At 70.6% G+C, this 25,895-nt stretch carries 25 protein-coding genes and 1 pseudogene; 14 read left to right on the top strand and 12 right to left on the bottom strand.

The window, feature by feature from the left end:
- Positions 1-34 precede the first annotated feature (34 nt).
- Positions 35-730, top strand: a complete 696-nt coding sequence (locus J7E96_RS20520; RefSeq protein WP_215133113.1) for a type 1 glutamine amidotransferase domain-containing protein — start codon at positions 35-37, stop codon at positions 728-730.
- A gap of 10 nt (positions 731-740) precedes the next feature.
- On the opposite strand, the gene J7E96_RS20515 is transcribed toward J7E96_RS20520, so the two are convergent.
- The 4 genes from J7E96_RS20515 to J7E96_RS20500 form a co-directional block, all read right to left on the bottom strand.
- Complete coding sequence (locus tag J7E96_RS20515) at positions 741-3,623, bottom strand: NHLP bacteriocin export ABC transporter permease/ATPase subunit (protein WP_215133112.1); 2,883 nt, start codon at positions 3,621-3,623, stop codon at positions 741-743.
- A 4-nt stretch (positions 3,624-3,627) separates the two neighbouring features.
- On the bottom strand, positions 3,628-5,904 hold the full coding sequence (locus J7E96_RS20510) for an NHLP family bacteriocin export ABC transporter peptidase/permease/ATPase subunit (protein WP_215133111.1): 2,277 nt from the start codon (positions 5,902-5,904) through the stop codon (positions 3,628-3,630).
- Positions 5,901-6,707 (bottom strand): HlyD family efflux transporter periplasmic adaptor subunit, encoded by an 807-nt coding sequence (locus tag J7E96_RS20505; RefSeq protein ID WP_215133110.1) that lies wholly within the window; start codon positions 6,705-6,707, stop codon positions 5,901-5,903. The genes J7E96_RS20510 and J7E96_RS20505 overlap by 4 nt, the downstream gene beginning before the upstream one ends.
- Before the next feature lie 169 nt (positions 6,708-6,876).
- Positions 6,877-7,101, bottom strand: a complete 225-nt coding sequence (locus tag J7E96_RS20500) for a type A2 lantipeptide (RefSeq protein ID WP_215133109.1) — start codon at positions 7,099-7,101, stop codon at positions 6,877-6,879.
- Positions 7,102-7,525: 424 nt separating this feature from the next.
- Between J7E96_RS20500 and J7E96_RS20495 the strand changes: the two genes are divergently transcribed.
- Positions 7,526-7,966 carry a hypothetical protein gene (locus J7E96_RS20495; protein ID WP_215133108.1) on the top strand — a complete coding sequence of 147 codons (441 nt, stop codon included), beginning with the start codon at positions 7,526-7,528 and terminating at the stop codon, positions 7,964-7,966.
- A 19-nt stretch (positions 7,967-7,985) separates the two neighbouring features.
- On the opposite strand, the gene J7E96_RS20490 is transcribed toward J7E96_RS20495, so the two are convergent.
- Positions 7,986-8,711: a class I SAM-dependent methyltransferase gene (locus tag J7E96_RS20490; RefSeq protein WP_215133107.1), complete on the bottom strand. Its 726-nt coding sequence runs from the start codon at positions 8,709-8,711 to the stop codon at positions 7,986-7,988.
- Positions 8,712-8,831: 120 nt separating this feature from the next.
- On the opposite strand from J7E96_RS20490, the gene J7E96_RS20485 reads away from it, so the two are divergent.
- The 4 genes from J7E96_RS20485 (at position 8,832) to J7E96_RS20470 (ending at position 13,695) form a co-directional block, all read left to right on the top strand.
- Positions 8,832-9,317, top strand: a complete 486-nt coding sequence (locus J7E96_RS20485) for an SPW repeat protein (protein WP_215133106.1) — start codon at positions 8,832-8,834, stop codon at positions 9,315-9,317.
- Positions 9,318-9,418: 101 nt separating this feature from the next.
- A complete protein-coding gene (locus J7E96_RS20480; RefSeq protein WP_215133105.1) occupies positions 9,419-11,770 on the top strand; it encodes an FHA domain-containing protein in 2,352 nt (783 codons plus the stop codon).
- A 12-nt stretch (positions 11,771-11,782) separates the two neighbouring features.
- Complete coding sequence (locus J7E96_RS37540) at positions 11,783-12,685, top strand: hypothetical protein (protein WP_251070183.1); 903 nt, start codon at positions 11,783-11,785, stop codon at positions 12,683-12,685.
- On the top strand, positions 12,685-13,695 hold the full coding sequence (locus tag J7E96_RS20470) for a serine/threonine-protein kinase (protein ID WP_215133104.1): 1,011 nt from the start codon (positions 12,685-12,687) through the stop codon (positions 13,693-13,695). The genes J7E96_RS37540 and J7E96_RS20470 overlap by 1 nt, the downstream gene beginning before the upstream one ends.
- Before the next feature lie 19 nt (positions 13,696-13,714).
- On the opposite strand, the gene J7E96_RS20465 is transcribed toward J7E96_RS20470, so the two are convergent.
- Positions 13,715-14,974, bottom strand: a complete 1,260-nt coding sequence (locus tag J7E96_RS20465; protein ID WP_215133121.1) for a streptophobe family protein — start codon at positions 14,972-14,974, stop codon at positions 13,715-13,717.
- Between the two features lie 453 nt (positions 14,975-15,427).
- On the opposite strand from J7E96_RS20465, the gene J7E96_RS20460 reads away from it, so the two are divergent.
- The 5 genes and pseudogenes from J7E96_RS20460 to J7E96_RS20440 form a co-directional block, all read left to right on the top strand.
- Positions 15,428-16,414 carry a DUF6777 domain-containing protein gene (locus J7E96_RS20460; RefSeq protein ID WP_374196702.1) on the top strand — a complete coding sequence of 329 codons (987 nt, stop codon included), beginning with the start codon at positions 15,428-15,430 and terminating at the stop codon, positions 16,412-16,414.
- 151 nt (positions 16,415-16,565) lie between these two features.
- On the top strand, positions 16,566-18,293 hold the full coding sequence (gene ctaD, locus J7E96_RS20455) for a cytochrome c oxidase subunit I (RefSeq protein WP_215133120.1): 1,728 nt from the start codon (positions 16,566-16,568) through the stop codon (positions 18,291-18,293).
- A gap of 36 nt (positions 18,294-18,329) precedes the next feature.
- A complete protein-coding gene (locus J7E96_RS20450) occupies positions 18,330-18,671 on the top strand; it encodes a hypothetical protein (protein ID WP_215133102.1) in 342 nt (113 codons plus the stop codon).
- A gap of 92 nt (positions 18,672-18,763) precedes the next feature.
- Entirely contained in the window at positions 18,764-19,801 is a 1,038-nt protein-coding gene (locus J7E96_RS20445; protein ID WP_215133101.1) for an NAD-dependent epimerase/dehydratase family protein, read from the top strand.
- Between the two features lie 98 nt (positions 19,802-19,899).
- Positions 19,900-20,772, top strand: a pseudogene (locus tag J7E96_RS20440) (SigB/SigF/SigG family RNA polymerase sigma factor); the annotation flags it as partial.
- A 13-nt stretch (positions 20,773-20,785) separates the two neighbouring features.
- Here J7E96_RS20440 and J7E96_RS38875 read toward each other — a convergent pair.
- The gene (locus tag J7E96_RS38875; RefSeq protein WP_374196703.1) at positions 20,786-21,049 is read right to left on the bottom strand and encodes an ATP-binding protein; all 264 of its coding nucleotides are present in this window, start codon (positions 21,047-21,049) and stop codon (positions 20,786-20,788) included.
- Here J7E96_RS38875 and J7E96_RS20435 point away from each other — a divergent pair.
- Entirely contained in the window at positions 21,026-21,259 is a 234-nt protein-coding gene (locus J7E96_RS20435; protein ID WP_215133099.1) for a hypothetical protein, read from the top strand. The two genes, J7E96_RS38875 and J7E96_RS20435, sit on opposite strands and share 24 nt — an antisense overlap.
- 51 nt (positions 21,260-21,310) lie before the next feature.
- On the opposite strand, the gene J7E96_RS20430 is transcribed toward J7E96_RS20435, so the two are convergent.
- The 5 genes from J7E96_RS20430 to J7E96_RS20410 form a co-directional block, all read right to left on the bottom strand.
- Positions 21,311-22,531, bottom strand: a complete 1,221-nt coding sequence (locus J7E96_RS20430) for an aromatic acid exporter family protein (RefSeq protein ID WP_308296052.1) — start codon at positions 22,529-22,531, stop codon at positions 21,311-21,313.
- 23 nt (positions 22,532-22,554) lie between these two features.
- Positions 22,555-23,262, bottom strand: a complete 708-nt coding sequence (locus tag J7E96_RS20425) for an HAD family hydrolase (protein WP_215133098.1) — start codon at positions 23,260-23,262, stop codon at positions 22,555-22,557.
- Positions 23,263-23,371: 109 nt separating this feature from the next.
- Positions 23,372-23,548: a CsbD family protein gene (locus J7E96_RS20420; protein WP_215133097.1), complete on the bottom strand. Its 177-nt coding sequence runs from the start codon at positions 23,546-23,548 to the stop codon at positions 23,372-23,374.
- Between the two features lie 108 nt (positions 23,549-23,656).
- Complete coding sequence (locus J7E96_RS20415; RefSeq protein WP_215133096.1) at positions 23,657-23,839, bottom strand: hypothetical protein; 183 nt, start codon at positions 23,837-23,839, stop codon at positions 23,657-23,659.
- A gap of 9 nt (positions 23,840-23,848) precedes the next feature.
- Entirely contained in the window at positions 23,849-24,220 is a 372-nt protein-coding gene (locus J7E96_RS20410; protein WP_215133095.1) for a VOC family protein, read from the bottom strand.
- 134 nt (positions 24,221-24,354) lie between these two features.
- On the opposite strand from J7E96_RS20410, the gene J7E96_RS20405 reads away from it, so the two are divergent.
- Both J7E96_RS20405 and J7E96_RS20400 read left to right on the top strand, forming a co-directional pair.
- Positions 24,355-24,897, top strand: a complete 543-nt coding sequence (locus tag J7E96_RS20405) for a 2Fe-2S iron-sulfur cluster-binding protein (protein ID WP_215133094.1) — start codon at positions 24,355-24,357, stop codon at positions 24,895-24,897.
- Positions 24,894-25,880 carry a xanthine dehydrogenase family protein subunit M gene (locus J7E96_RS20400; RefSeq protein ID WP_215133093.1) on the top strand — a complete coding sequence of 329 codons (987 nt, stop codon included), beginning with the start codon at positions 24,894-24,896 and terminating at the stop codon, positions 25,878-25,880. Before J7E96_RS20405 ends, J7E96_RS20400 begins: the two co-directional genes overlap by 4 nt.
- Positions 25,881-25,895 lie beyond the last annotated feature (15 nt).

The following is a 25,895-nucleotide window of genomic DNA, read 5'->3' as shown; positions in this document are numbered from 1 at the left end:
AATTCTCTGCAAGCCCTAACTTTGGGAGAGCTCAATGTCGAACATCCTGTTCGTAGTGACCGGCGCCGACCACTGGACCCTGGCCGACGGCACCGCCCACCCCACCGGCTTCTGGGCCGAGGAGGTCGTGGCCCCCTATGAGGCGTTCACCGGCGCGGGCCACGAGGTCGTGGTCGCCACGCCCGGCGGCGTCGTGCCGAACGTGGACCGGGCCAGCCTCGCCCCGGAGGTCAACGGCGGCCCGGAGGGTGCCGACCGGGTCGTGAGGGCCCTGGCGTCGTTCACCCAGCTTCAGCAGCCGCTGAAGCTGGAGGAAGTGGATCCGGCCGACTACGACGCCGTTTTCTACCCCGGCGGCCACGGCCCGATGGAGGACCTGGCGGTCAGCGCCGCATCCGCCAGGGTGCTGACCGCCGCTCTCGCGTCGGGCAAGGCGCTGGGTGTGGTGTGCCACGCGCCCGCCGCCCTGCTGGCCACGGGGAACGCCGTCGGCGGCTCCCCCTTCGCGGGCTACCGGCTGACCGGCTTCACCAACGCCGAGGAGAGCCAGGCGGGCCTCGCGGACAAGGCGAAGTGGCTGCTCCAGGACCGCCTCGTGGAGCTCGGCGCCGACTTCCGCGAGGGCGAGCCGTGGTCGCCGCACGTGGTCGTCGACCGCAATCTGTACACCGGCCAGAATCCGGCCTCGGCCGGCCCGCTGGCCGAGGAGATGCTAAAGGCGCTGTACTGAGCGGCCGGCCTCACGCCAGCTGGCGCCGAACGAGTTCGTGCAGCCGGCCGCCCGTGTCGGCGAGCAGCTGCGCGGGCGGTCCCTGTTCGACGATCCTGCCGTCCGCCATGACGATCACCCGGTCGGCGTCCATGACCGTGGACAGCCGGTGGGCGATGACCAGGCGGCCGGCGCTCAGCCTGCGGGTGCTGGCCATGACGATGCGCTGCGTCTCGTTGTCGAGCGCGCTGGTCGCCTCGTCGAAGAAGAGGATACGGGGGCGGCGTACCAGAGCCTGAGCGATCATCAGGCGCTGGCGCTGCCCGCCCGAGATCGCGCCGCCGCCGGCGATCATCGTGTGCAGCCCCATCGGCATGCGCCGGATGTCCTCGGCCAGGCCGGCCATCTCGGCGGCCTCCCACACCTCTTCCTGGGAGAAGACCTCGGCACCGCTGATGCAGTCCAGGATCGATCCCGTCAGCGGCTGCGCGTTCTGGAGGACGACACCGCACTGACGGCGTACGGCCGACTGGTCCAGCGCCGCCAGGTCCTGGCCGTCGTACAGCACGCTGCCCGAGACCGGCTTGTCGAAGCCGATGAGCAGCCGCAGCAGGGTCGACTTGCCGCAGCCGCTGGGTCCGACGATCGCCACGAATTCGCCGGGGCGCACTTCGAGCGACACGTCGTCGAGCACCAGCGGGCCGTCGTCGGTGTAGCGGAACGACAGCTTCCTGGCTTCGATGCCGCCGGACAGGGTGCCGGGCTGCGCGCTGGTGCCTCGTACCTCCGGTGCCTCGTCCAGGACCGGCTTGATCTGTTCGAACATCGGCAGGACGGCGGCGACGGAGATGAGCGCGCCACTCAGCTGGGTGACGGACGTCAGCAGCATGGTGACGGCCGTGCTGAAGGTCAGGAACGCTCCGGCCGACATGCTGCCGCGAGCCGGCCCCGCGAGCAGCATGAACATGATGAGCGAGCACAACGGCAGATAGATGGCGTCGAGGACCGTGGTCAGGTTCTTGATGCGGCCGGCGCGCTGCTGAAGTTCGCGCGAGCGGGCGAACTCGCGGGCCCAGGCGGCGTACGCGAAACTCTCGGCGGCCGCGACCCGCAGTTTGGGCAGTCCGCGCAGGGTCTGGAACGCCTGGTTGTTGAGCTTGTTGCCGAGCTCGACGAGCTTGCGCTGCCAGCGCACCTGCCACAGGCCCATCCCCAGGAACACGCCGCCGATGACTACGAGCATGGCGATCGCGGCCAGGGCCAGCGGCACGCTGAACCAGAACAGCAGAACCACGTTCATCGCACCGACCGTGCTCGCCTGTACGGCCACCGGGCCGAGCCCGGACAGCACCCTGCGGATGGCGCTGATGCCCATGGCCGCGCTGGCGAGTTCGCCGGTGGACCGCTCGGTGAAGAATTTCGTCGGCAGTCGCAGCAGCCGGTCCCAGACGGCGGGCTGGAGGCCGGCCTCGATGCGGCCTTCCATGCGGAGGATGGTGAGGTTCTGCAGCAGCATGAAGGACGCGGTGACGATGCTGGTGATCATGACGGCCGCGGAGACCTGGACGATGAGGCTCGTCTCGGCGTTCGGTACGTACACGCCGAGCACCTGGCCGGTGGCGATCGGTACGAGACCGCCGAGGCCGACCGTCACCAGACCGCTGAGGAGCAGGTTCCGCACGTCCGGGCGGGTGTCGCGGAGGCTGAAGCGCAGCAGGCCCCACAGGGTCAGGGGCCGCTCGGGAAGGGGCCGGTAGAACATGACCGCGCGCGGCTCGAAGTCGTCCGCGTTGTCCTTGCCGATACGGATCCGCACGCCCGAGGCCGGGTTCACCGCCTCGTACCGACCGCGCCGCCACAGCAGCGCGACGGGCGCGCCCGATTTGGCGCGGTGGCCGACCAGGGGGCCGGAGTTCGCCCGCCACCACCGCCCGTCGAGCCGCACCGGGCGGGTACGGACGCGGGAGACCAGGGCGATGCGGTCGACGGGCGTGACGCGGTCGTTGACCGCGCCGCCCTTCGGGGGCTCGGTGAGGGTGATCCCGGCCGCCTCCGCGACCCGGCGGCAGACGGCGAAGGTGGCGTCGTCGGTGGCGCGGTGCGTGCCCGCCGCCGCGCGCCCGGACCGGTCCGGGCGGCCGATGGAGGCGACCAGCGCCTCGTCGGCCCGCGCGCGGACGGCCGCGCCCGCCTTGATGCCGGCGGCCGTACGGTCCTCGTGGGCGCGTTCGAGGTCTTCGATCCAGTGGTCGACGGCGGACAGCAGGCGGTACTGCTGGTTCACCAGCTGCTGCCACATCGCGGTTTCGATCAGCAGGTCGCCCACGGCATCCGCGCTGTAGGAGGCGCCGTACTGCACGCTGCCGGGAGACACCGGCATCCACAGGATGTCGTCGTCGGTCACCGGGCCGTCGATGTCGGGACGGCCGTCCAGCGGGGCCTGGAACAGCACGCCGAGGCTGCGCCCGATGCCGAGCGCGAAGGCGTGGTCGAGCGGGCTCTCGTATCCGGCATGGGTGTCGGCGTACGGATCGGCGTAGGGATCGGCGTAGCCATGGGCGTACTCGGGCTGCCGGTAGAGCTCGCGCAGCGGGATCCGCCGCAGCAGGCAGTCCTGCGACGGCCTGCCGACCAGCGTGTGCTGGGGGCCTTCGACCGGGCCGAGCAGCAGCGCTCCCGCTTCGAGGCGGCCGAGGAAGTGCCAGTGGCCCTGCTGGACGGCGTCGACGGCGAACAGGTCCAGGGCCCCGCCCACGACGAGCCACAGCACCTGCGGCCCCTCCAGCGCCAGGCTGCGCAGACCGGCGCAGTCGACGGGCGCGCCGAGACCGCCCAGCGCGTAGGTCACCGCGTCGAGTTGTGCGTGACCCGCCTCGACGGGGGGCGGGTGTGGGGTCGGGTGTACGGACGACATGGTGTCAGTGCTCCTTGACCAGCTCGGCGTACGCTCCGCCGGCGGCGACCAGCTCTTCGTGGCGGCCGCGTTCGACGACCGTGCCGTGGTCGAGTACGACGATCTCGTCGCTGTCGCGCACCGTGCTCAGCCGGTGGGCGATGACGACGCACGCGCAGCCGCGCCGCCGCAGATTGTCGATGATGATCCGCTCGGTCTCGGCGTCGAGTGCGCTCGTCACCTCGTCGAGTACGAGGACGCTCGGCCGCCTGACCAGCGCGCGGGCGATCTCCAGCCGCTGCCGCTGGCCGCCGGAGAAGTTGCGGCCGTCCTGTTCTACGCGGCTGTGGATGCCGTCGGGGCGCCGCGCGATCACGTCGTACAGGGCGGCGTCCTGGAGGGCGGCGACGACGGCCTCGTCCGGTATCGAGGGGTCCCACAGCGCCACGTTGTCCCGGACCGTGCCCTCGAAGAGGAAGATGTCCTGGTCGACGAAGGAGACCGAGGCGGCCAGCGCGCTGCGGGAGATGTCCTCCAGGCGCTGTCCGTCGATACGGATCGTCCCCTCCCAGGGGGTGTAAAGCCCTGAGATCAGCCGCGACACGGTCGACTTGCCGCTGCCCGACCCGCCGACGAGGGCCACCTGCTGGCCGGGTCCGACGGCCAGCGAGAAGCCGGTGAGCAGCGGCTTGTCGAGCGGGCTGTAGCCGAAGGTGATCTCTTCGAGCGTCACATGGCCCTTGAGCCTGCGCGTGGACTCGTCCGGCTCGCGCCGCGAGTACAGGACATCGACCGGGAAGCTCTCGACGTCCTTGAGCCTGGCGACATCGGCGGCGAAGTCCTGGATACGGCCCGCGACGCCGTTGAGGCGGCTGATGGGCGCGGTGAAGCGCGCCACGAGCGCCTGGAAGGCGACGAGCAGACCGATCGAGATGTGCCCCTCCACGGCCCGCAGTCCGCCGATCCACAGGATGAGCGCGCTGTTGAGCGTCGCGAGCGTGGGCGCGACAACGGCCAGGAACGCGCTCGGTACGCCGAGCCGCTGCTGCACGTCGAGCGTGGTCGCGTGCTGGCCCGCCCAGCGGCGGAAGAACCCGTTCTCGCCGCCCGTGGCCTTCATCGTCTCGATCAGCTGAAGGCCGGTGTACGACGTGTTGGTCAGCCGGGCGCTGTCCGCGCGCAGCTTCTGCGTGTGTGTGGCCCGCAGCCGGATGACGATGCGCATCGCGACCACATTGAGCAGCGCGACGATCACTCCGACGAACGTCAGCTGGGGGTCGTACGACCACATCAGGAAGGCGTAGAGGATCACGACCACCCCGTCGACCCCCGCCGCCGCGAGGTCGCGCGCCAGCGTCTCGGCCACCGCGTCGTTGGACTGGAGGCGCTGGACGAGGTCGGCCGGGCTGCGCTGCGCGAAGAAGGTGACGGGCAGTCGCAGCAGGTGGCGAAGGAACCGGGCGCTGCTGAGCGTGGAGGAGATGATGCGGCCGCGCAGCAGGTTCGCCTGTTGCAGACCGGTCAGCACGGCGGTGAGCGCCACCATCGCGGCCATCGACGCGAAGAGCGGCCCCAGCATGGATGTCTGCTGGCCGATGAGGAACATGTCGATGTACGTACGGCTCAGCGCGGGCACCGTCGCGCCGACGGCGACCAGCAGCAGGCTGGCGAGCAGCGCGGCGAGCAGCGTGCCGGTGGTCCCGCGCATGCGTGCGGGGACGGCGCTCATGACGCCCGGTTTGCGGCCGCCGCGGCGGAAGGATGCGGAGGGTTCGAAGACGAGGACGACTCCGGTGAAGCTGGTGTCGAAGTCTTCCGTCGGCACGAAACGGCGGCCCTTGTCGGGGTCGTTGATGTGGAAGCCCCTGCGCCCGAAGCGGCGTCCCATGCCGTCATAGACGACGTAGTGGTTGAACTCCCAGAAGAGAATGGCGGGCGCCTGGACCTCGGCGAGCGCCGTCGCCTCCATCTGCATGCCCTTGGCCTGCAGACCGTAACTACGGGCCGCCTTGAGCAGGTTGCTGGCCCGCGAGCCGTCGCGCGAGACCCCGCAGGCGATGCGGAGCTCTTCGAGGGGCACATGGCGGCCGTAGTGGGCGAGGACCATGGCCAGCGCGGCGGCGCCGCACTCCACCGCCTCCATCTGGAGGACCGTGGGCGTACGGACGGCCTTGCGCTTCTTGACCTGTACGGGCTTCGCACGGCGGCGCCCGCCCGCCGGAGCCTCGGGGCGGTGCCTGCGGCGGCCCGCCGGCGGCAACTGCTGCTGCGGCGGGGCCGCGGAATTGTTCGGTGCGGTCACGGAAGCAGCCAATCGATCGGATGCTGCTCGGCGAGGTGGATGGCGCCGGAGGCGAGGGTCATGGACTCGACGGCGTACGGCGGCCCGCCCGACGTGGACCAGGAGTAGCCGGACTTGGAGGCGTCCGAGCGGTCCAGCTCGACGAGTACGGACACGGGCTGGCCCTGCTTCGAGAACTCCTCGCCGAGCTGGCTGCTGCCGAGATAGGCGGTGATGCGCTGCTGGGTCTGGGCGGTCCTGCCGACGGACTTGACCCGGCCGCGCAGTACGCCGTACTGCTGCGTCGCGACGGACTGGACGGTCAGGTCCACCTTGGCGCCGACGGGCACCGTGGACCCGCGCTCGGCCGGTACGTACAGCGTCGCCATCAGGGGGTCGTCCGCGTTCTGCACCCGTTCCACTGCCGCCACATCCGCCCCGGTGGTCACGACGGAGCCGATGGCGGCGACGAGCGTCGTCAGCCGGCCCGCGGCGATCGTGCGTACGACGGCGTCCCCCTGCGCGGTACGGACCTTGAGGAGGGGGGCGTTGGCGGCAACGCGCTCGCCTTCCTGGGCGAGTACGGCGGTGACCTGGCCGGCGACGGGGCTCTGCAGGACGTAACTGCCCTGGGCGTGGGTGAGGATTCCGGGGGCGCCGAGTGTGGACGACACGGTGCCGGCCACGGCCCAGACGGCCGAGGCGGCCATGACGATGATCGTGACGATCAGAACAAGCAGGCCCTGCGGCCGGGCGAATCGCACCGGCAGATCGATTTCTTCGGGCGATTGCAGCTTGGAAAGCGCCTGTTGGCGAAACTGCACGACACTCTTCCCTCAACTGCAATGGGCTGTCAGGTATTTCCGGACGGCCGTACGCCCCGGACCCTGGGTGGATCCGGGGGCGTACGACCGGGCCTGTCGGCAAGGAGGGGTGGCCGACGGGCCGTAAGTCACTGCTGATGTCCCGTGCCGCTCACCGGCACAGGAGGGATCAGACGCCGGCGACCGTGGCGGTGGCGAGGCCGGTGACGGCGCCCGTGTTGAGGCCGGTGGCGCCCTCGACGGTGCCGATGGCGGAGCCCGCGATGCCCGAGACGGGGACGACGGAGTTCAGGACGCCGGTGGCGTTGCCGACCACGCCGCCGAGGAGGCCGCCGGACACGTTGTCCAGGTCGTTGTCGGAGATTTCCTGGGTCGCTACCTGGGAGAAGTTCATGTTGCGAGTTTCCCTTCGCGTGGATATTTCGAAATAACCGGGGACCGCCCCTGACGGATAGGCCTCCAGTGCGAAGGATCAAAGCACGTATGCGCGTTGGACAGCCAATCAAGTCATTGCCCGGCCCTGCTCATCACTGCGCGGAATTACCGTGGCGTGCACGTCCGTTCATGACTTGGTGACAGCATCTTCACGGGATCGCCCGACGTGAATGGCGAGCGCCCGGCGGCTGCGGTGACACCGAATAGGACATTCCCGTTCAGAGGGGCGTATCCGCAGGTCAGAACCGGCGGACCTGTTGGGAGATGGTGTGCCGCGTGCGTATTCGATGTGTAGATTCGCTGGTGTAACACAGTCATTACACAAAGCCACTTCGCCATATGTGGTCCGTCTAGGTCATCAGCGACATGGGTAGGAAACCGGCATGGAGCTGTCTGAAGTCACCTATCAGGATCCTGACGACGAATCCGGCGAGTCCGCCATGCGTACGTACGCGCAGCGGGCCTGTGAACTGACCGGCATGGACCCGGAGTACGGCGTGCCCGCGCTGGTCACGATCGCGCTGCGCGAGTCCGCGTCCAACCACCCGCGCTGGCGGGTGAACACCACAGATTCCAACGCGCACGGCCCGGTCATGGCCGACGGGCACCCGCAGAACTGCTCGCGCGGCGCCACGCAGTGCATCCCGCCGACCTTCGCCGAGTACCACCAGGAGGGCACGGCCACCACGCCCTACGACGTGGTGGCCTGCATGTGCGCCACGATCAATTACGTACGCGCGCGGTACGGCGTCAACCGGTCCGGGTCGAACTTCGCGGAGCGGGTCCAGCAGGCCGACCCGAGCCGGCCACCCAAGGGCTACTGAGCTGCCGGCCCCTGGCCACTCACGCCTTCCGGGCCACTACCAGGCGGCAGTTGGGGCTTCCGTCGCCGCGGCGGCCGAACTCCTCCAGGGGCTGCAGCCGCACCGTGAATCCGGCCCTGATCAGGTCGTCCCGCACGCCACTCAGCGGGAACGTCCGGTAGTACATGACGAATCGCGGCCGCCACAGCGCGTTGCGTACGCGCATGACGGCGTCGAAGCCGAGCAGCGTCCAGTACGGCCGCGAACCGATGCGCTGCGGCGCGCCGATGGGGAAGGCGAAGAGCCCGCCGGGCCGCAGCGCCCGGTGGACTCCGGCGAACAGCACGGGCCGCTCGGCGGGCAGAAAATGCCCGAACGCCCCGAAGCTCACCGCCAGATCGAATTCCTGACGGAAGGGCAGGGCGCGTGCGTCGGCCCGCACCCACTCCACAGCGGGCGTTTCGCCGTCGTCGGACGCTTCCCGGGCGGCGGCCAGCATCCCGGCACTGAAGTCGGCCCCGGTGACGCGCTCCCGGCACAGCGGGCGCAGCATGCGCGTCCCCGCCCCCGTGCCGCAGCAGACGTCGAGCCCCGCGTCGAAGGGGCCGAGCGGGGCCAGAGCGCCGGCGACCGCGTCCAGGAACCGGTCGGAGGTGCGGAAGGGGGTGTGGTCGAACTTCGGGGCCAGCAGGTCATAGCCCCGCTCGATGGAGGAGAGAGCCTGCACGGTCAGTTCGCGGAAGGTGGGTCCCTGGGAGGTGAACACGGACCCCAGCGTAGCCAGAGCCCCGATCCCACCTCGCCGACCCGTTGACCGGAATGGCCGATTGAGCGTTATATGTGGGGGTAAAGGCAGGATAAAGGCTTCTATGGGAGGCAGCCGGTCATGACCACTCATCCCAGCATTGAGCAACACCCCGACGTCGCCGAGATGCGTTCCCGGTTCGAGCGGGCGACCACCACTCCCCGCGCCCAGGCGATCGAGACACTCGCCATCCTGACGGGTGTGTTCCTCGCGGCGTCTCCGTGGATCGTCGGGTTCAACGGCCTCACCACCCTGGCCGTCTGCAACCTGATCACCGGTGTTGCCTACGCCCTGTGTATGGGCGGGTTCGGCTCGGCGTACGAGCGGACTCACGCCATGGCATGGGCCGCCACCGCCATCGGCGCATGGACGATCGTCGCTCCATGGGTCGTGTCAGGCAATGTCGACACCACTCGCAGCATCGTCAACAATGTGATCGTCGGAGGCGTGGCACTGCTACTCGGCCTGGCCATGGCAGCCATGAACGCCGGTGTCTCCGACCGAGCCGACGCCGCCCGTGGTCGCGGCCGTGGCCGTCGGTCCGCGGACGCCGGCCCGATGGGCTGATGCTCCGCAGCCCGAACCCACCCCTGGGCCCCGGCCGGTACACGGCCGGGGCCCAGCCCGTCTGGCGGGCAGAAATCAGGACGAAAAGATAGAATTCGAACATGGGAAAGTCGCCTGTCGCGCCGACTCCGCCCGAGCTCGTCCTCGAAACTGAGGCGGGCTCCACGCTGATCAGCCCGAGCCGGGACTACCACGTCGGGCGCGACCCTACGAGTGACATAGTCATCGACGACGCCCGCGTGTCGTGGCATCACGCGGTGCTGCGCCCCGAGGCGGACCACTGGACGCTGGAGGACGAGCACAGCACCAACGGCACGTACGCCGAAGGCAGACGGATCCACGAGTGGGATGTAGGCCCCGGCAGCGTCATCCGCTTCGGAAGCCCCGCCGACGGGCCCCGCGCGGTTCTCCTGGGACGCGAGCCCCCGCCCTCCGCGCCCGAGCGCCCGTCCGCCGTCTCGATGCCGTCGGCCACCGGCACCTTCCGGCAGCCGACCACCGTACGGCCGCTGCCGGCCCGGACCGTACGCATCGGCCGAGCCGCCGACAACGACCTCGTCGTCGACGACCTGATCGTCTCGCGCAGACACGCCGAGCTGCGGGCTCATCCCGACGGTACGTACGAGATCGCCGACCTCGGCAGTCACAACGGGACCTTCCTCAACGGCCAGCCCGTCACTGTCGCCCGGGTCTCCCCCGGTGACATCGTCGGCATCGGACACTCCGCGTTCTGCCTGGTCGGCGACACACTCCAGGAGTTCGTCGACACGGGCGAGGTCTCGCTCGACGTACAGGACCTGACGGTCTCGGTCGACAAGGGCCGCAAGACGCTCCTCGACCATGTGTCCTTCCCCGTCGGCGAGAAGTGCCTGCTCGCGGTCGTGGGGCCGAGCGGAGCGGGCAAGTCGACCCTGCTGAACGCGCTGACCGGGCTGCGGCCCGCCGACCACGGCACGGTCCTGTACGACGGCCGTGACCTGTACCGGGACTACGCCGAGCTGCGCCAGCGCATCGGTCTCGTACCGCAGGACGACATCCTGCACGCGCAGCTGACCGTGCGCCGGGCCCTGGGCTACGCCGCCGAGCTGCGCTTCCCCGAGGACACCGCGAAGAGCGAACGGCGGGAGCGGGTCACCGAGGTCATCCGCGAGCTGGGCCTTGAACAGCGCGCCTCACAGCCGATCCACAGCCTGTCCGGCGGCCAGCGCAAGCGGGTCAGCGTGGCCCTGGAGCTGATGACGAAGCCGTCGCTGCTCTTCCTCGACGAGCCGACCTCCGGGCTCGACCCCGGCATGGACCGCTCCGTCATGCACATGCTGCGCGGCCTCGCCGACGACGGCCGTACGGTCATCGTCGTCACGCACAGCGTGCTGAGCCTGGATGTGTGCGACCGGCTGCTGATGCTGGCGCCCGGCGGGAAGACCGCCTACTACGGGCCGCCCGAGGACGCGCTCGCCTTCTTCGGGTTCGAGCAGTGGCCGGAGGCGTTCGAGGCCTTCGAGAACGACCGCGAACGCGACTGGGCGGGGCAGTACCTCAGCTCGCCCTTCCACCGGCAGTACGTCGCGAACGCCACCGCGCAGCCGCTCCTGCCGCAGGCCTCGGCGCCGGAGGTCGTCACGCCGCCGCCACCGCGGACCCGGAGCTGGGGTGCGCAGCTGAGGACGCTGGTGCGGCGGTACGCGGCCTCGCTGAGCGCCGACCGGACCTTCCTGGCGATCATGATCGCCCTGCCGTTCGTCATGGGCGCGATGGCCCGCGCCCTCGCCGGCTCCAGACTGACGCAGGAAACCGCGATGAACGCCCTGCTCATCCTGTGTGTGGGCGGTGTGCTGACCGGCGCCGCCAACGCGGTGCGTGAGCTGGTCAAGGAACGGGTGATCTACCAGCGGGAGCGTGCGGTCGGGCTCTCCAGATCGGCGTACCTGATGTCCAAGGTGGTGGTCCTGGGCACCATCACGGTCCTCCAGGCCGTCGTCCTGACCCTGGTGGCGCTGGTCGGCGTGGACCTGAACGCACCGGGCGGCGAAGGGGTGCTCATGCCGCCGCTGGCCGAAATCACCGTGGCCGTGGCGATGCTGTCGTTCACCGCGATGATGCTCGGTCTCCTCGTGTCCGCGCTGGTGCGCAAGGAGGAGGTCACGATGCCGCTGCTCGTCCTCCTCGCCATCGTCCAGGTCGTGTTCTGCGGCGCGCTGCTGAAGCTGGACGGGGTCGCCGGGGTCGAGCAGCTGGCGTGGCTCATCCCGTCGCGGTGGGCGCTGGCAGCGATGGCCGGGACCGTCGAACTGGGCAGGATCGTTCCGGGCGACCTGACGGCGGACCCGCTGTTCGCACACTCCGCGGGCGTGTGGCTGCTCAACCTGGGGATGCTGGTGGTGCTCTCGGCCGTCTTCGGGTACGCCGTCGCGAAACTGCTGCGGCGGCACGAGCCCGCCATCATGCGGAAGTAGGAACGGAGCGCCATGACGACTCCCGACTTCCGTCCCACGCATGTGGTCCCCCAGAGCGGGCTGCCCGCCTGGGAGGCGCCGGACATGTCCCGGCCCACCGAACCGCTCGATCCGCTGCTTCCGGTCCAGCTGATCAGCCGGCGCGGCGACTGGGGGCAGATCCTCTGCGCCAACGGCTGGTCGGCGTGGGTCGACGGCCGGCTGCTCGTGTCCGTACCGCAGGAGCCTCCGGTCGCCGGACAACCAGGCGCCCGTACGGCGGACCCACGGCCACTCCTGGCCCGCGTGGAGGAGTCCCTGAGTCAGTACCGGCGGGCGGCGGAGGACCTGACGGCGGGCCGCACGGACGGCGAGGGCTTCCGCCGCCGCACGCGGGGGCTGCGGGTGGGGCTGGTGGTCGAGGGCGAGTCGGTGTGGCTGTACGACGCGGAGCACGAGCGCTGGGTGTACTGCGACGGCACGCACCTCATCACGTACGCGACCTCGTCGACCCCGGGCAACAGCAACGCCCCGCCCCGCGAACCCACCCAGGTGGCCGACCGGCCCCCCACCGCCCCGCCGGAGCCCACGGTGGCGGCTCCGGACCCCACCCAAGTGGTCACCCCCGCCGCCCCGGACGCCTCCCGGCCGCCCCCACCGGAACCCACGCGCGTCGTCGACGCCGACCCCAATGGGCCGCCCCGCAGCGGCGCCCCCGCACCACCCGAGCCCACGCGGGTCGTCGGCACCGACCCAGACGGACCGCCCCGCAGCGGCGCCCCCGCACCACCGGAACCCACGCGGGTCGTGGGTGATGGGGCGGCGCGTTCCGACGAGGTCCGCGGCGACGGTGCCCGTGGCGGCGAGCCGACGCGGGTTGTCGAGCCCGGCGACCGCGCCGCACCGCATCCGCCCACCCGGCCCGGTGACGGGTAATGGCACGCGCCCCGCGCGAATCCGGCATGGCCGGAAGGCCGTCCGAGCTGCTCGGCAGCCAGATCGCCGGTTACCTCGTGGAGAGCGAGATCGGCCGCGGCGGCATGGCCGTGGTCTACCGCGCCAAAGACCTGCGCCTGGACCGTACGGTCGCCCTCAAACTGCTCGCGCCCGAACTCGCGCGCAACGACACCTTCCGCCGGCGGTTCACCCACGAGTCGCGGGTGGCCGCCGCGATCGACCATCCGCACATCGTGCCGGTGTTCGAGGCCGGTGAGACCGACGGTGTTCTCTACATCGCCATGCGCTTCGTCGCCGGTCAGGACCTGCGCCACCTCCTCGACCGGCAGGGCCCGCTGCCGCTGGCGACCGCGACCCGGATCGCCGCGCAGGTGGCGTCCGCGCTCGACGCCGCCCACGACCACGACCTCGTGCACCGGGACGTCAAACCCGGCAACATCCTGGTCGCGGAGGGTACGGACAGCGACCACCCGGAGCACGTGTACCTCACGGACTTCGGCCTGACGAAGAAGTCGCTGTCGCTGACCGGCTTCACCACCGTCGGCCAGTTCGTCGGCACGCTCGACTACGTCGCGCCGGAGCAGATTTCCGGACGCCCGGTGGACGGCAGATGCGACGTCTACAGTCTCGCCTGCGTCGTACACGAAACCATGGCCGGGACGCCGCCCTTCCAGCGCGACGACGACATGGCGCTGCTGTGGGCCCACCAGTTCGACCCGCCGCCGCCCCTGACCGGGCTGCGCCCCGACCTCCCGGCCGCGGTCGACGACGTACTGGCTAAGGCGCTCGCCAAGAGCCCGGACGACCGGTACGGCTCCTGCCTGCAGTTCGTGGCCGCGCTGCGCGCCGCGGCGGCGGCCGCCATCGGGCCGCAGGGCCGTCCGCCGCCACACGCGGACCCGCACGTCGACGGCTGGTCCGCCACGCCCGGAATGCCGCCCGCGCCGCCCCGTTGGGCGCTGCCGGTCTTCCGCGGGTACGTCCGGTAAGCGGGGGGCGCAGGGGCTGTCAGGGGGCCTTGGGCGCGACCTCGCCCCGCCGGTGCACGCGGGCGGCGAGCGCGCTGCCCAGGAAGCCCGTGAGCAGTCCCCACAGCACCGCGAGTCCGAGCGCCGTCCACAGTCGCGGCCGCAGCGAGACCTCTCCCCCGAGGGCGCTGCCGAGGTCCAGGAAGTCTCCGATGCCCAGCAGTGACAGGCCGTAGTGCGCCGAGAGCCTGGCGACCAGACAGATCATCAGCACCGTCAGGGTGAGGCCGACGGCCATGTGTACGGCGTGCTGCCAGGCCCGCACCCGTGCGGGTGAGCGGACCGCCATGAGGAACGCGGCGGCCGTCACCAGGACCGCGGCGGCGACCAGCAGCCACCAGGCCCGTCCGTCGTGCTCGGTGAGCGTACCGAGATTGAGGGTGGAGATGTCCCGCGTACGGAGTACCTCGTCCAGTACGCGCGGCATCGGCAGCCCGAAGGGCCCCTCCACCTTCCCCTCCCAGGACGCGCCCATGCCCACCGTGAGGGCGAGCCAGGCGAGGTTCGGCAGTCCGAGAAGGATCACGGCGAACGTCTCGGCGCGGTGGCCGTGCGTCACCACGACGACGAGCGCGATGACCAGTGCCAGGGCGACGTACGCGAGCAGCAGCGCCACCATGGCGAAGGCGGCCGGGCGTACAGGCTCCTGGTAGCGCACCAGGCGGGCGGGGAGCGGGGCCCGGCGCGACACGAGGAGGGCCAGGATGAGGAGGCCCGCCAGCCACAGCAGTCCGAACACGAGGGTGAGGGGGATGTCGGTCCGGAACCCGACCTCGGGTGCGGCGTCGTCCAGCAAGTCGTCGAGGAGGCCGTCCGTCGGATCCCCCAGCGGGATCCGGAACGTGTGCCGCGCGAGCAGCGAGACAAGGACGAGCCCGATGGCCCACAGGACCGCCAACCGGGCGGCTCGTCCGGCGAGTTCACGGGTACTGGCGACGGCCCGGTGCCGCAGCGGCCGCAGGAAGCCGGTGGCGGTCACCAGGGCTCCTGCGAGGGTCACCGAGAGGGGCAGCGCCGAGAGGTCGGCTCTCGTCTCCGCGATCGCCCCGGCGCCTCCGGAGATGTCGACCGATCCGCCGACCGCCATCACGACGACGGCCGCGACGACGCGCGGGAAGCCGCCATCCGGCAGGTCGGTCGCGCCCGCGGCCCACAGGCCGAGGGTCGCCATGACGGCCATGGCCGCCAGGCCGGCGAGCGCCGCCACAAGGGCGTCACGCCAGAGGTGTGCGGCGCGCATCGCGCCCTTTTGGTAGCTGATCTCCTGCTGGCTCACGCTGCCACGCTAAGCACGGGACGGGCGGTCCGCCGCCGGGGAGGGCCGACTGCGCCGGCTTGCGGGCCGTACGGGTACAAGGAACAAAATAGGCACTCAGAGTGGTAAGAAGACTACGAACTGGGACCAATCCCTACGTTGGGAAGAATGCCCGTGAGTGCCCAACCGCCGCCGTCCGGCCGCCCCACAGGACCCCCCTCCGGCCCGCTCTCGGGCCCCTCTCGCCCTGGTCAGCCGGGTCAACCGGGTGAACCGAGTCCGCCGCCCCCGCCCGAATCACCCTCCGGCCCCCCGAGCGGCGGCGGTCCGGGTGGTCCCGGCGGTACGGGCGGTACGGGCGGGCCCGAGGGCCCGGGCCGTCCCTGGTGGCGGTCGGTACCCCGGGTCGCCGCCATCGCCGCCCTTCTGGTGGCCGCGGTGGTGGTCACCGTCGTACTGACACGCCCCGACAGCGGATCGGTCGCGGGCGGAGAGGTGTTCCTGGAGACCGCGGGCTCGTCGGGGCCCGATCCGTACACCGAGTCGACGGCGCACCAGACCGCGACGTCGCAGCCGCCGACCCCACCGCCGAGCGTGCGGCCGACCGTATCGCCGACACAGACCAACGTCACCCGGGCGGTGGAGGGGTCCGAGCCCGGCCTGTACGGGGGGACCCGGAACGTCGCCAGCTGCAACGTGGAGAAGCAGATCTCCGCACTCACCTCGCAGCAGGACAAGAACAAGGCGTTCGCGTCCGTACTGGACATCGAGCCCACCGGCGTACCCGCGTATCTGCGGTCGCTGACTCCCGTGCAGCTGCGGATGGACACCCGGGTCACCAACCACGGCTACCGGAACGGCGCTGCCACGCCCTATCAGGCCGTACTGCAGTCAGGCACGGCCGTTCTCGTGGACGCCCGCGGCGTGCCCCGGGTGCGCTGCGCGTGCGGCAATCCGCTGCTCCCGCCGGTCCGCATCGAGGGCACGGCCAAGCGGGTGGGCAACCCGTGGCCCGCGTACCGGCCCACGAACGTCGTGACAGTGCAGCCCGCGCCGAAGCCGGTGGACGAGTTCGTCCTGTTCGACCCGGAGAAGGAGGAGTGGTTCGCCCGCGACGCGGGCGACACGGGCAACAAGGACGAGACGACTCCGCCGCCCACCAAGGAGACGGATTCCCCATCGCCTTCCCCGGACAAGTCGTCACCGTCGACCGAGTCCCCCGCGACGGAGCCGCCGACGGATGAGCCGCCTTCGCCCGAACCGCCTACCTCCGAGCCGGCCCCCGAGTCCCCCGCCCCCGAGTCGCCCGCGCCGGATTCTCCGGCCCCCGAGTCGCCCGCGCCGGATTCTCCGGCGCCCGAGCCGCCGGGTCCCGTCTCTCCGGCCTCCGGTGCCACCGGCTCCGCCCTGCCCGGTCCCGCCTGACGGTTTCGACGCCCGGGGCCCTACGGGTGAAATCGACGACGTGCCAGCCGCCGGTCGCGCATCCGCGCCGCGCGCCTGATTGGCTCCCGGGCAGGAGGCCGACGGGCCGCCGCACGCGATTGTCGACCGGAGGAACGTCGTAATGACGACGATGGACACCGCAGGACCGGCCGGTCCGGAGCCGGAAGAGAGCTACGAGGACGAGCTTCCGGTCCACCCCCACCGGCGGGGCAGCGTCGTCATCAAGTGGCTGACCACCACCGACCACAAGACGATCGGTTCGCTGTACCTGATCACGTCGTTCATGTTCTTCGTCATCGGCGGGGTCATGGCGCTCCTGATGCGCGCCGAACTCGCCCGTCCCGGCACGCAGATCATCTCGAACGAGCAGTTCAACCAGGCGTTCACGATGCACGGCACGATCATGCTGCTGATGTTCGCGACGCCGCTGTTCGCCGGATTCGCGAACTGGATCATGCCGCTGCAGATCGGCGCGCCCGATGTGGCCTTCCCGCGGCTGAACATGTTCGCGTACTGGCTGTACCTCATCGGCTCGACCATCGCGGTGGGCGGCCTGCTCACCCCGGACGGCACGCCGGACTTCGGTTGGTTCGCGTACTCCCCTTTGAACGACTCGGTTCATTCGCCGGGCGTCGGCGCCGACCTGTGGATCATGGGTCTGGCCTTCTCCGGCTTCGGCACGATCCTCGGTTCGGTCAACTTCATCACCACGATCATCTGCATGCGCGCACCCGGCATGACGATGTTCCGGATGCCGATCTTCACCTGGAACATCCTGCTGACCGGTGTGCTGGTCCTGCTCGCGTTCCCGGTGCTGGCCGCGGCTCTCCTCGCGCTGGAGGCGGACCGCAAGTTCGGAGCGCACATCTTCGACCCGGCCGTCGGCGGATCGCTCCTGTGGCAGCACCTCTTCTGGTTCTTCGGCCATCCCGAGGTGTACATCATCGCGCTGCCGTTCTTCGGCATCGTCACCGAGATCATCCCGGTCTTCAGCCGCAAGCCGATCTTCGGTTACATCGGCCTGGTGGGCGCGACCATCGCGATCGCCGGCCTCTCCGCGACCGTGTGGGCGCACCACATGTTCCCGACGGGCGCGGTGCTGTTGCCGTTCTTCTCGTTCATGACGTTCCTGATCGCGGTGCCGACCGGGGTGAAGTTCTTCAACTGGATCGGCACCATGTGGAAGGGCTCGCTCAGCTTCGAGACGCCCATGCTCTGGGCCACCGGCTTCCTCGTCACGTTCCTCTTCGGCGGTCTGACCGGCATCATCCTGGCGTCGCCGCCGCTGGACTTCCATGTGACCGACTCGTACTTCGTCGTCGCGCACTTCCATTACGTCGTGTTCGGCACCGTGGTCTTCGCGATGTTCGCCGGATTCCACTTCTGGTGGCCGAAGTTCACCGGAAAGATGCTGGACGAACGGCTGGGCAAGATCACCTTCTGGACACTGTTCGTGGGCTTCCACGGCACGTTCCTGGTGCAGCACTGGCTCGGCGCCGAGGGCATGCCGCGCCGTTACGCGGACTACCTCGCCGCCGACGGCTTCACCGCTCTCAACACCGTCTCCTCGCTCAGCTCGTTCCTGCTGGGCATGTCGCTGCTGCCGTTCTTCTACAACGTCTGGAAGACGGCGAAGTACGGCGAGCCGGTCAAGGTCGACGACCCCTGGGGCTACGGCCGTTCGCTGGAGTGGGCGACCTCCTGCCCGCCGCCTCGCCACAACTTCGTCACGCTCCCCCGGATCCGTTCCGAATCCCCGGCATTCGACCTGCACCACCCCGTGATCGCCGCCATCGACCAGGCTCACAACCGCCCCGACGCTTCCGCGACAGTGGCGCCGGGAGACAGACAGCGTTAGGACGCCGTCCGGGGGACGAAGGGAGGAGCGGGAAGCGTGGAGCCCGAAATGGAGAGCGACCGCGGTCTGGCCCAACTGGAGGGCTACCTGCTGTGGAGTGCCGAGGTGGCGGAAGCGCGCCGCCATGCCGGCCGCTTCACCGAGCAGTTGCCGTGGCTGACCACCGCGCAGCGCGAGGATGTCGAACGGGTCTACACGGCCGAGCGTCTGGCCGCCTCGCGCGCCACGCTGGTTCGCATCGCGGCCCGCGCCACCACGCTGCGCGCCGAGTACGCGGAGCGCTACCGACAGCTCAAGACGCGCTGCGTGGCCGTGTCCGTCGTGTGCGCCGGTGCGGCGAGCGGGGCGTGCGCCGCCGTGACCTTGCTCCTGCGGTAGTCGCCCCGTTTCACCCGATCTGTTCTGGGGACCCGAAGGAGGTCCGCCTGGTCCGGAGCACGGCAACGACGAGCAACATCACGGAGTGCCTCATGAACGAGACAACAGGGCTGCGGGTGGTCGTCACAGGAGCCACCGGGAATGTCGGCACCAGCGTGGTGCGCGCACTCGCGGACGACCCACAGGTCGGCTCGGTCCTGGGCCTGGCGCGCAGGGTCCCCGAGCTGACGCTTCCGCGTACCGAGTGGGCCGCCGTGGACCTGGGCGAGGACGACAACGGTGACGGGCTCGCCGGTCACTTCGCCGGCGCTGACGCCGTGGTCCATCTCGCCTGGCGCTTCCAGCCGACCCACGACCCGGTCGTCACCTGGCAGACGAACGTCCTCGGGTCCATCAGGGTCTTCAAGGCGGTCGCGGTCGCCGGAGTGCCCGCTCTGGTGCACGCCTCGTCGGTCGGCGCGTACTCGCCCGGGCCGAAGGAGGCCCCGGGCGTCGACGAGTCCTGGCCCACCCACGGCTGGCCGGACGCCGCGTACTGTCGCGAGAAGGCCTATCTCGAACGAGTGCTGGACACCTACGAGTACGAGCACCCGCACGTCCGCGTCGTACGCATGCGTCCCGCGTTCCTGTTCAAGGAGACGTCGGCGAGCGAGCAGCGGCGCATCTTCGCCGGACGTTTCCTTCCGGGGCCCTTGGTGCGGCCGGACCTGCTGCCCTGGGTCCCCGATCTGAAGGGACTCGTCCTCCAGGCGCTGCACACCGACGACGCCGCCGAGGCCTACCGGCAGGCCGTAGTGCGCGAAGTGAGCGGAGCGTTCAACCTGGCCGCCGACCCGGTCGTCGACGCGCGGGTACTGGGGGAACTGCTGGAGGCCAAGGTGGTGCGGGTGCCCACGGGAGTGGTCCGCGCCGCGCTGGCGGCGGCCTGGAGTGCGCACCTCGCGCCCGCGTCGCCGCACCTGTTCGACGCGGTGCTGCGCCTGCCCGTCCTCGACTCGTCCCGGGCGCGCCGGGAGCTCGACTGGCAGCCGCTGCGTACGTCCACCGACGCGATCCGGGAGTTCCTGGACGGCGTACGCAAGGGGAGCGGCGAAGAGACGGCGCCGCTCGCGGGCCGCAAAGCGAGCTAGAGGACAGCTCGAGGACGAAGAGCACTAAAACGCCCATTTGGGTAAGATATCGGCAGGACGCTCGCACGACGGTTCCCCCAGCGCGTCGAAGGAGCCTCATGTCCAGCCGCCTGCGTACCCGTGAACCCGAATCCGACTCCGACTCCACCGCATCCGGCTCCCGGCCCTCCGGGCTGGCCGGTCTTCCGGACATCCCGGATCCGCACACTCTCGGCACGCAGGACGCGCGCACCCTCTCCGACTCCTTGTTCGAGCGCCTGGCGGCACTGAAGGAGGGGACACCGGAGTACGCGTTCGTCCGCAACACCCTGGTCGAGATCAACCTCAGCCTGGTGAAGTACGCCGCGTCGCGGTTCCGCAACCGGAACCAGCCCATGGAAGACATCGTCCAGGTGGGCACCATCGGGCTGATCAAGGCCATCAACCGCTTCGACGTCGGGCGCGCGGTGGAGTTCCCCTCCTTCGCGCTGCCGACCATCGAGGGCGAGATCAAGCGCTTCTTCCGCGACAACAGCTGGGACGTCCGGGTGCCGCGCCGCCTCCAGGAGCTCCGGATCGACATCGCGCGGGCGTCCGACATCCTGGAGCAAGGGCTGGGCCGGGATCCCACAGCCGCCGAGCTGGCCGCCCACCTGGGCGTGGACGAGGGCGAGGTCCGGGAAGGCCGGCGGGCGGCGAACGGCTACAACGCCCGGTCCCTCGACGCGGTCTTCGAGGACGCTCCTGTCGGCTTCGCGCAGTGCTGCCTGGGCCAGGAGGTCCGTGCGTACGACACCGTCGAGTGTGTTGTGGCGCTGAAGCCGCTGATGACCACACTGCCCGAACGGGACCGGATGATCCTCACCATGCGGTTCGTGGAGGAGCTGACCCAGCGGGAGATCGGCGAGCGGATGGGAATCTCGCAGATGCAGGTGTCCCGGCTGCTCACCCGCATCCTGACGACACTGCGTGACGCGCTTCTCGCGGAGGACGACGGCGGGCCCGCTACGCCCCCCGCCGCGCCGGGCCACGTGGCGCCGCCACCTCCACCCACACCGTCTTGCCGCCACCCCGAGGCAGCGAGCCCCAGCTCCGCGCGAGGCGCCGCAGCACGATCAGGCCATGCCCGCCGGGCACGGCCACGTCCGACGGCCGGGGCTTCGGATGCACGGGGCTGCCGTCGGTGACCTCGATGCGCAGCCGGTCGGCTGTGCAGTTCAGTACGAACTCCTGTGGCCCTCCGGCATGCAGACAGGCATTGGTGACCATCTCGGACACCAGCAGAAGCACATCGTCGACGACCGCCCGCTCCTCTTCGCTGCCGGCGGGAATCCACTGCCAGTCGGCCAGCGCCTCCCGGCTGAAGTCGCGGCAGCGACCCACAACGCCCTCGGTGCCGCGCAGGGTCAGGCGACGCGTCTGGCCCCGCGACTGGAGGACGTCACTCAGGACCATGACGCACCCCCTGATCGTGGTTGAGGTCTTCGAGTCTTTGAGCCTTTGGCCACCGGGTGCCCCAAAAGTCTGGGTTTACCCCCGGTTTTGCCCGCTGCCCCCGTCGCCGTGTGCGCGGACGTCGCCGTCCACCGGTGCGAGCTCGTAAAGGAGTTGCTGGGACTCCGCGACCAGGCCCCCCAGCGACGTGGCCGTCTCGCTGTCCTGCTTCAGCAGTTGCCGCTTCAACCGCCCGTGCGCGGCCCAGGCGGACTCCAGCGCGATCGCGCGTTCCTTCCGCGCACTCGCCCCCCGCCCTTCGAGGACGGCCCGGTCGGCCGCACACACATCGCCCGCCGCCCGCAGGAGGTCCGACAGGTGCGCCAGGACCGGATCGGGCAGCGGCCTCAGCGTGGGTGTCTCACTGACCGTACTGGCGAGGTTGCGTGTGAGGGCCACGAGCGGGTCGGCGATCCGTTCCCAGGCCTGGTCCCACTCGGTCGGGGGCAGTGCGGGGCCGGTACGGCGCAACCGGCTGCCCGGGTTCAGGCGGTAGCTCTCGCGGGTCCACAGCCGCGCGTCGCGCAGGTCCCCGAGGATGGCCGTGACCCGCCGCGCCCGGTCGTGCCAGGCTTCCGCCTGCTGTCGCCCGTACCCCTCCCGCAGGCCGTCGGCAATGGTGTGCAGGAGTTCCGCGCTTTCCGCAGGCAGCCTGCGCAGGGACTCCCGGACGCTGCGCAGGTGGACCGGCGGAAGGATCAGGGCGTTCACCGCGATCCCGATGACCGCGCCGATGGCCGACTCGAAGAGCCGGTGCAGGACGTCGAGGCCCGAGTGCGACCCGTATGCCAGCACGAAGAGCGCGGTGGTCGGCGCGTACAGGCCGTGCTCACCGAAGCGCGTGTAGTTGCCGAGCAGGACGGTGACGGGCAGCACCAGGAGCATCGCCGTCATGGTGTTTCCCGTCAGATTGGCCGCTCCCGCCGCCAGCACGGTGCCCAGTGCGATGACGATGAGCTGCTGCACCCCGGACCGCAGCGAGCGGTAGACAGTGCTCTGTACGAGTACGACCGCCGTCCAGGGGGCCATCAGGGCCATCGGCGCCTGCCACCACCAGCCGGTCAGCGCCCAGGCCGCGGCCGCGGCGCCCGCCGCCTTCAGGGACTGCGTGACTACGTCGCGCTCGGGGCCGGGACTCGCGATCGCGCGGCGGGCGGAGCGCCCGATCGCCGACGCCTCCCAGGACAGCCACTGCCACATACGGCCAAACGCGGTGCCACGGGTACGCGACTGCTGCTCACTCTCGCTGTCTGCCACTTGCGCCTCCGCCGACCGGCTACCTACGACGGCGCACGCGTTCCCGGACGGGCGCCGTCCAACCGTGTCTTCAGCAGGGCGACCGGGCTGTCTTCGAGCTGTTGGAGCAGATCCGCGGGGTCCTGGTAGACGGCTGCGGCGCCCGCGTCCTCAAGGTCGCGCTGCGGGATGCCCCCGCAGCGCAGCGCCACACTCAGTACGCCCGCCCGGGTGGCGGCCTCCATGTCCCACACCGTGTCGCCGACGAACACCGCGCGGTCAGCGGACACCCCGGCCAGCTCCAGTGCCCGCTGAACCGGCTCGGGAGCCGGCTTTCCCTCGCCGACGTCCTCGGCGCTCGCGGTGGCGGTGATGGCGTCATCGGCGTCGATGGCACGGCGCAGGGCGTCGAGTTCCACGCCGCTCGCCGAGGTGGCGAGGATGACGCTCCAGCCCTGCCCGGCGAGGGTCCGCAGCAGCCGGCCGGCCTGCGGCAGGGCGGGCAGCCGGTCGGAGTAGGTGGCGTACAGGGTCTTGTGCGCGGCGTTGATGGTGTCGTCCTGGCTCGTATCGCGTCCGTCTCCGAGCAGATGGGCGATGAGGTCGTGCCCCGGCAGGCCGACGGCCCGGTGGATGTCGTGCATCACGACGTCGTGCCCGGCCTGGCGGAACGCCTCCCACCAGGACGTCACATGCAGATGGTTGGTGTCGACGAGCGTTCCGTCGACATCGAAGACGGCCGCGCGGTCCATGTCGCCGTTCCTCCCTTGCCGGCAAACGCCCCAGCAGAGCCCAGCAAACCGAACGGGCCGCGCAGCCGGAGCGGCGCGGCCCGTTGTCAGCACCTGTTCAGCACCTGGGTCACTTCTTGGGCGACTTCTTGACCCGCTCGCTGGTCCTCTCGACCGTTTCCTGAGCCTTGCCCCTCAACTGCTCACCGCGGCCTTCCGCCTGCATCTGGCTGTCGTCGGCGGCCTTGCCCGCGGCTTCCTTCATCCTGCCCTTGACCTGCTTCGCCTTCGCCTTTGCCTTGCTCACGAGGTGTTCCTTCCACAGAGATCAGACGTGACTGGACTTGGCTCATCCACCTTGCGTCGGTCACCGCCTGCCTGCAATCCGAGGAATGCCCAGTTACGTCCCACCCCTTCAGCCGGACGGCTCGTCCGGGACCGACCCCTGCTCGGCGTCGCTCGCGTGCTCGCGTCCGTCGCGGGTGCGGGTGCCGGCCTCGTCCGCCGGGTCCTCGCCGTCCAGCGCCTGCTGATCGGGCAGGTCCCTCGGTACGGGCTTGCCGGTCTCTTCCGGGTCTTGCGTCCGCTGGTCGTTCATGGGTCCTCCCTAGGCGCGGCAGAGGCAGAAGGGGTGGCCGGCCGGATCGGCGTACACGCGAAAGCCGCGCCGCCCGCCCGCGTCGTCCACGTCGAGCGGGGTGGCGCCAAGAGCGAGCACCTGCGCCTCGGCCGTCTCGATGTCCGGTACATCGAAGTCCAGATGCATCTGCTGCGAGTTCTCGTCGGCCCGTGGCCAGTCCGGCGGCCGGAAACCCGGCGCACGCTGGAAGGCGATACGCGCCCCGCCGGGTACGTACAGCTCGTACCAGTCCTCGTTGTCGTTCTTCACGTCGCCGCCCAGCACCGCGGCGTAGAAACCGGCGAGTGCCTGCGGATCCGGACAGTCCACGGCCACGAGGCAGTACTTCGCGATGGCCATGCCGACCTCCTTGCTTGAGTTTGCGTCCCACCCCAGTACCCCGCCAGGACCAGCTGAACCGAGCCGCGCAAGGCGCGACAGTTTGATAGGAAGAGGTACGCAGCGACACCTTCGAACCTGAAAGGCGCGACGGAGTGGAGCCCACCAGCCAGCAGGAGAACGCGCTCAGCTCTGTCCTCACCCTGCACATCAACGGCACTCCCCACAGCCTGTCGCTCGACCACCGCACCACCGTCCTGGACGCCCTTCGCGAGCACCTGGACCTGACCGGCGCGAAAAAGGGGTGCGACCACGGCCAGTGCGGTGCGTGCACCGTGATCGTCGACGGCCGGCGTGCCAACAGCTGCCTGCTGCTCGCCGCCGCCCACAACGGCGCGCGCATCACCACTGTCGAAGGTCTGGCCGACGGCGAGCGGCTTCATCCGGTCCAGGAGGCGTTCGTCGCGCGGGACGCCCTGCAATGCGGTTACTGCACGCCGGGCCAGATCTGTTCGGCCGTGGGAATGCTGGCCGAGGCCGCCGAAGGGCACCCCTCGTACGTCACCTCCCACCGGCACTCCCCCGGCGCTCCCGCCGCCCTCACCCCGGACGAGATCCGCGAACGCATGAGCGGCAACATCTGCCGCTGCGGCGCCTATCCGAACATCGTGGCCGCGATCGGGGAGGCGGCGCCGTGAAGCCGTTCGCGTACTTCCGCGCCGAGAGCGCCGAGGATGCGGTCGGCGCCTTCGCCGGCCATCCCGGCGCGCAGTACCTCGGCGGCGGCACCAACCTGGTCGACCTGATGAAGCTCGGGGTCGCGGCCCCGGACCTCCTCATCGACGTCAGCCGCCTGCCGCTGGACGGTATCGACGAGACGCCCGAAGGCGGGCTGCACATCGGCGCGACCGTACGCAACAGCGATCTGGCCGCCCATCCGACCGTGCGTACGCGCTACGCCGCCCTGTCGCAGGCCCTGCTCTCCGGCGCCTCCCCGCAACTGCGCAACACGGCGACGACCGGCGGAAACCTGCTCCAGCGCACCCGCTGCCCGTACTTCCAGGACACCTCCAAGCCCTGTAACAAGCGGGCACCCGGCACCGGATGCCCCGCCCGCGAGGGCGTCCACCGCGATCTCGCGGTGCTCGGCCACTCCGCGCACTGCGTCGCCACGAGCCCCTCCGACATGGCCGTCGCGCTGGCCGCCCTCGACGCCGCCGTCCACCTGCGCGGGCCGCAGGGCGCACGCACCCTCGCCGTCACGGACTTCCACCGGCTGCCCGGCGATCGTCCCGATCAGGACACCGTCATCCGTACGGGCGAACTGATCACCGGCGTGAGCCTGCCTCCCGTCGTGCCCGGGACCCAGTGCGCCTACCGCAAGGCGCGCGACCGCGCCTCGTACGCCTTCGCTCTCGCCTCCGTCGCCGCCGTTCTGCGGGTCGAGGGAGGCGTCGTCCGGGACGCCGCCCTCGCCTTCGGCGGGCTCGCGCACCGGCCCTGGCGTGCCCGCGCCGCCGAAGAGGTGCTGCGCGGGGCGCCCGCCACCGAGGAGACGTACGCCCGGGCGGCCGACGCCGAACTCGCCGCGGCCGAGCCGCTGCGCGACAACGGCTTCAAAGTGCCGCTCGCCCGGAACCTCGCCATCAGCGTGCTGGCCGAGCTCGCTTCCCGTACCTGAGGACGTGACGACCCG

The sequence above is a fragment of the Streptomyces sp. ISL-96 genome (assembly GCF_018614035.1).
In the GTDB taxonomy this organism is placed as follows: Bacteria; Actinomycetota; Actinomycetes; order Streptomycetales; family Streptomycetaceae; genus Streptomyces.
This window is presented reverse-complemented; position numbering and strand designations above follow the sequence as displayed.

What these genes read in the sequence shown, in the direction of transcription:
- J7E96_RS38875 (WP_374196703.1), bottom strand. Translation starts at nt 21,049, where the DNA reads ATGGTCACCAATGCCTGTCTGCATGCCGGAGGGCCACAGGAGTTCGTA.
- J7E96_RS20425 (WP_215133098.1), bottom strand. Translation starts at nt 23,262, where the DNA reads ATGGACCGCGCGGCCGTCTTCGATGTCGACGGAACGCTCGTCGACACC.
- J7E96_RS20500 (WP_215133109.1), bottom strand. Translation starts at nt 7,101, where the DNA reads ATGAACTTCTCCCAGGTAGCGACCCAGGAAATCTCCGACAACGACCTG.
- J7E96_RS20415 (WP_215133096.1), bottom strand. Translation starts at nt 23,839, where the DNA reads ATGAACGACCAGCGGACGCAAGACCCGGAAGAGACCGGCAAGCCCGTA.
- J7E96_RS20470 (WP_215133104.1), top strand. Translation starts at nt 12,685, where the DNA reads ATGGCACGCGCCCCGCGCGAATCCGGCATGGCCGGAAGGCCGTCCGAG.
- J7E96_RS20515 (WP_215133112.1), bottom strand. Translation starts at nt 3,623, where the DNA reads ATGTCGTCCGTACACCCGACCCCACACCCGCCCCCCGTCGAGGCGGGT.
- J7E96_RS20445 (WP_215133101.1), top strand. Translation starts at nt 18,764, where the DNA reads ATGAACGAGACAACAGGGCTGCGGGTGGTCGTCACAGGAGCCACCGGG.
- J7E96_RS20465 (WP_215133121.1), bottom strand. Translation starts at nt 14,974, where the DNA reads ATGCGCGCCGCACACCTCTGGCGTGACGCCCTTGTGGCGGCGCTCGCC.
- J7E96_RS20435 (WP_215133099.1), top strand. Translation starts at nt 21,026, where the DNA reads ATGCAGACAGGCATTGGTGACCATCTCGGACACCAGCAGAAGCACATC.
- J7E96_RS37540 (WP_251070183.1), top strand. Translation starts at nt 11,783, where the DNA reads ATGACGACTCCCGACTTCCGTCCCACGCATGTGGTCCCCCAGAGCGGG.
- J7E96_RS20480 (WP_215133105.1), top strand. Translation starts at nt 9,419, where the DNA reads ATGGGAAAGTCGCCTGTCGCGCCGACTCCGCCCGAGCTCGTCCTCGAA.
- J7E96_RS20485 (WP_215133106.1), top strand. Translation starts at nt 8,832, where the DNA reads ATGACCACTCATCCCAGCATTGAGCAACACCCCGACGTCGCCGAGATG.
- J7E96_RS20410 (WP_215133095.1), bottom strand. Translation starts at nt 24,220, where the DNA reads ATGGCCATCGCGAAGTACTGCCTCGTGGCCGTGGACTGTCCGGATCCG.
- J7E96_RS20495 (WP_215133108.1), top strand. Translation starts at nt 7,526, where the DNA reads ATGGAGCTGTCTGAAGTCACCTATCAGGATCCTGACGACGAATCCGGC.
- J7E96_RS20520 (WP_215133113.1), top strand. Translation starts at nt 35, where the DNA reads ATGTCGAACATCCTGTTCGTAGTGACCGGCGCCGACCACTGGACCCTG.
- ctaD (WP_215133120.1), top strand. Translation starts at nt 16,566, where the DNA reads ATGGACACCGCAGGACCGGCCGGTCCGGAGCCGGAAGAGAGCTACGAG.